At 64.1% G+C, this 3823-nt stretch carries 4 protein-coding genes; 3 read left to right on the plus strand and 1 reads right to left on the minus strand.

Translation table 11 applies throughout. The features are described from left to right. The first annotated feature begins 64 nt into the window (after window positions 1–64). The 3 genes from ubiA to A2I95_RS27485 are packed head-to-tail and all read left to right on the plus strand — an operon-like array spanning window position 65 to window position 3291. Window positions 65–1027, plus strand: a complete 963-nt coding sequence (gene ubiA / locus A2I95_RS27475) for a 4-hydroxybenzoate octaprenyltransferase (protein WP_291735021.1) — start codon at window positions 65–67, stop codon at window positions 1025–1027. A 60-nt stretch (window positions 1028–1087) separates the two neighbouring features. Next, window positions 1088–2977, plus strand: coding sequence for an OmpA family protein (locus A2I95_RS27480; protein ID WP_291735024.1), 1890 nt, complete (start codon window positions 1088–1090; stop codon window positions 2975–2977). Further along, window positions 2977–3291 (plus strand): hypothetical protein, encoded by a 315-nt coding sequence (locus tag A2I95_RS27485; RefSeq protein ID WP_027256482.1) that lies wholly within the window; start codon window positions 2977–2979, stop codon window positions 3289–3291. Before A2I95_RS27480 ends, A2I95_RS27485 begins: the two co-directional genes overlap by 1 nt. 339 nt (window positions 3292–3630) lie before the next feature. Here A2I95_RS27485 and A2I95_RS27490 read toward each other — a convergent pair. Then, window positions 3631–3823: molybdenum cofactor biosynthesis protein MoaE (locus A2I95_RS27490; protein ID WP_291735026.1), on the minus strand; the 193-nt coding region annotated here is incomplete at its 5' end.

A 3823-nucleotide genomic window follows, 5' to 3' on the forward strand; every position in this document is an offset into this window, starting at 1 on the left:
ATTGCCCTGCCCCCAAAGGGTGCTCTACATACAGTCTGATTTTTGCACTCATGGGGTCCTACATATGCAAGGCCAGAAGCCAGCGCCAGAGGGTCAGGTTGCGGATGCGGTCCGTGGAAACTGGGTCGACACATATGCGCCGGAATGGACGCGGCCCTATCTGCGCCTTTCCCGCGCCGACCGGCCGATCGGCACCTGGCTGCTGTTGATCCCCTGCTGGTGGGGGTTGACTCTGGCCATTCTGTCGGATCAGAGCCCGCGCTGGCAGGACTTGTGGATCGCTGCGGGATGTGCCGGCGGCGCCTGGCTGATGCGCGGCGCGGGCTGCACTTGGAATGACATCACCGACCGAAACTTTGACGGCCAGGTAGAGCGCACCCGCTCGCGTCCGATCCCCTCGGGGCAGGTCACGGTCAAGCGCGCGCTGGCCTGGATGGGGCTGCAATGCTTGGCGGGCCTTGCGATTCTCTTGACCTTCAACCAAGCGGCCATTGCCATGGGCATCCTGTCGCTGCTGCCCGTCGCTGTGTACCCCTTTGCCAAGCGGTTCACTTGGTGGCCACAGGTGTTTCTGGGTCTTGCCTTCAACTGGGGCGCGATGCTGGCCTGGGTGGCGCATACCGGCACCATGAGCTGGCCACCGGTTCTGCTGTATCTGGCAGGCATCGCCTGGACGCTGTTTTATGATACCATCTATGCCCATCAGGACACTGAGGACGACGCGCTGATCGGAGTGAAATCCACCGCCCGTCTCTTTGGTACGCAAACCCCGATGTGGTTGCGCCGGTTCATCGTGGCTTTTGTCAGCCTGATGGCGCTGGCGGTGATCCTAGCAGTGCAGGACAGCGCCTCGGTGCTGGCCCTTGTGTTGGCGCTGGCAGCTCCCTGGGCGATGGGCTGGCACCTGACCTGGCAGCTGCGCGCCTTTGACGCGGAAAACGCGCCAAGGCTCTTGCAACTGTTCCGTCTCAACCGCGATACCGGCCTGATTCCGCTGATCTTCTTTGTGCTGGCCATGTTCGCATGATTGAACCGGGCGCCTGCGCAGGGTAAGAGCCTGTAACGCAAACTGGGAATGTTCTGCCATATGCGCCTGTCTAAGCTGTTGATCCCGGGCCTGGCCTTTGCCGCCGCTGCCGGGCTGAGCCTTGTTGCCGCCGGATTTGCCGTCACCGCTGTAGAACGGAGCACAGAAACGGCTGTGCGCCGGGCTCTGGATGATGACGGTTACACCTGGGCTGAGGTGACTGCCGACGGTTTGCAGGTGCTGTTGGAAGGCACCGCTCCGGATGAGGCGACGCGGTTCTCGGTCAAATCACTGGTCGGCACGGTTGTCGATGCGGCGCGGATCCTCGACGGCCTCGAGGTGCCGCCCGCCGATGGCCTGGCACCGCCATGGTTCTCTGCCGAAATTCTGCGCAATGACAGCGGCATCTCGATTATCGGGCTGATCCCCGCAGGGTCCGGCCGCACGGCGCTCGTCAAGGAGCTTGAGACGCTGGCAGGCCCTGAGAACGTGGCCGATCTGCTGGAAACCGCAAAATACACAATCCCTGACGGCTGGCAGGAGTCTATGCTGTTTGCGGTGGAGGCACTGAAGCTGCTGCCCCGTGCCAAGATCTCGGTTGCGGCCGGAGAGGTCTCGGTCACCGCCATTTCCGACAGCGAAGAGGCCAAGGCCCAGCTGGAAGAACAGCTCGGCCGCAAGGCCCCTCCCGGCATGCGGCTGGCGCTCGATATCGCGGCACCGCGCCCGGTGATCACCCCCTTCACCCTGCGCTTCCTGCTGGGACCGGACGGCGCAGAGTTCGATGCCTGCTCCGCCGAGAGCGAGGAAAGCCGCAACCGCATTCTGGCCGCCGCCCGCAAGGCCGGGCTGCAGGATGAGGCGGATTGCGTGATTGGCATGGGCGTGCCCTCTCCCAACTGGGCCCGCGCGGCGGAACTGAGCATTGCAGGCCTGGCGGAGCTTGGCGGCGGCGCGGTGACCATCGCCAATGCGGATATCACCCTGGTCGCCGCAGAAGGCACCGAAAACGCGCTGTTCGACCATGTAGCCGGCGAGCTGGAAAACGCCCTGCCCCGGGTCTTTGCACTGCACGCGGTCCTGCCTGTACCGGAAACCCAAGACGCCGGCGGCACCCCTGAATTCACTGCGACACTCAGCCCCGAAGGCCAGGTGCAACTGCGCGGACGCCTTACCGATGCGGCACAGCGCACGGTTGCCGACAGCTATGCCAAGGCGCGGTTCGGGTCGGACAACGTGCACACAGCCGCTCGTGTAGTCGCCGACTTGCCTGCGGATTGGCCGGTGCGGGTGCTGGCCGCACTGGAAGCGCTCTCTTATCTGCAGCGCGGCGCGGTCACTGTAACCCCTGGCAATCTGGAACTGCGCGGCATGAGCTACCGCAAGGAAGCGCCGGCTGAGATTGCCCGCTTCCTTTCTGCCAAATTGGGCGAGGCTGACACCTACGGCCTCGACATCACCTATGAAAAACCGCCCGAACCCAAGGACAAACCGCTGCCGCCGGAACTGTGCGAGGCGCAGCTCGCCAGCGCCCAGAGCGAGGCCAAGATTGCCTTTGAACCCGGCTCCGCCACCATCGCGGCACAAAGCACTGGAACCATGGACCGGATCGCCGGTGTACTGGGCCGCTGCGGCCCGGTACGGCTGGAAATCCAGGGCCATACCGACAGCCAGGGCCGCGAGGCGATGAACCAGAACCTGAGCCAGGCGCGAGCTCAGTCGGTGCTGAACGAGCTGCGGGCGCGCCGGGTGGTCACCTCCACCTTTGCCGCCAAGGGCTATGGCGAAAGCGAGCCGATTGCTGACAACTCAACCGAAGACGGCCGCGAATCCAACCGCCGTATTGAGTTCAAATTGATCCGCCCTGCGGCCGCCGAAGACGCCGCCGGGACGGGCAACGGCGAAGAAGCCGCCGAAAGCGCAGAAGACGCACAGGAGACCACAGAGTAATGAACAGGACAGAGTTCATCATCACCACCGCGATCATCCTGTTCGCGGCCTTTGCCCTGGGCTGGTTCGCCAATTGGCTGGTGCACCGCTTCACCCGTGTACGGCAAAGCGATGTGGCCGACCTCGACAGGATGAGCCAGGAGCTGCATGAGGCGGAGGAAACCCGCGATCAGGCGATCACCTATTTGCAGCAGCGCGAGGCGGAGCTGACCAACCAGCTGACCCAGACCGAGGCCGAACTGCGGGCTGCGATGGATGGTTTGCGCGAGGCCCGCCGTGAGGCCGAAGAGCTGCGAAACCAGATCCCCCACTGAATGCTTGCAGAGGGCGGAGCACTCCCGCGCCTGCAGCCCGCGCTGGCTGCGCCAGCACCGTCTGAGCAGTCTTGGGCGTAGCGCCGTGCTGACGCACGGCGGTTGCCTTCCTGCTGAGAAGGCCTGGATGGGCAAGTCTGCCCATCCAGACAGTTTTCAATTGTCTTTGAATTAGGCGCGTCAAGGACAAGCCGCTTCGCTGGGGCCTGCGGCCTCCTTGGCCCGCCGCCGCTTGCAACCGGGCTGCGCCGGGCAACGCCTGGTGCCGGACCCAACAGGCAGGGATCATCTCTTGATGATTGAACACTTGGCAGGAGCCCCTGCCTCCGGTTCTGCGGGTCACCAGCGCTTCAGGGCGTCCTCGTCGGCATCTTTGGCCGCCACCCAATCAGAATCGCCGCTGGCCAGGATTTCCTTTTTCCAGAACGGCGCGCGGGACTTCAGATAGTCCATCAGATATTCCGCCGCCTCAAACGCATCTTTGCGGTGGCGGGCGGCGGTTGCGACCATCATGATGCGCTCGCCCGGAGTC

Source organism: Leisingera sp. F5, assembly GCF_001593695.1.

Excerpts from the sequence above, each read along its gene's own strand:
- ubiA (WP_291735021.1), top strand. The coding sequence starts at position 65 with ATGCAAGGCCAGAAGCCAGCGCCAGAGGGTCAGGTTGCGGATGCGGTC.
- A2I95_RS27480 (WP_291735024.1), top strand. The coding sequence starts at position 1,088 with ATGCGCCTGTCTAAGCTGTTGATCCCGGGCCTGGCCTTTGCCGCCGCT.
- A2I95_RS27485 (WP_027256482.1), top strand. The coding sequence starts at position 2,977 with ATGAACAGGACAGAGTTCATCATCACCACCGCGATCATCCTGTTCGCG.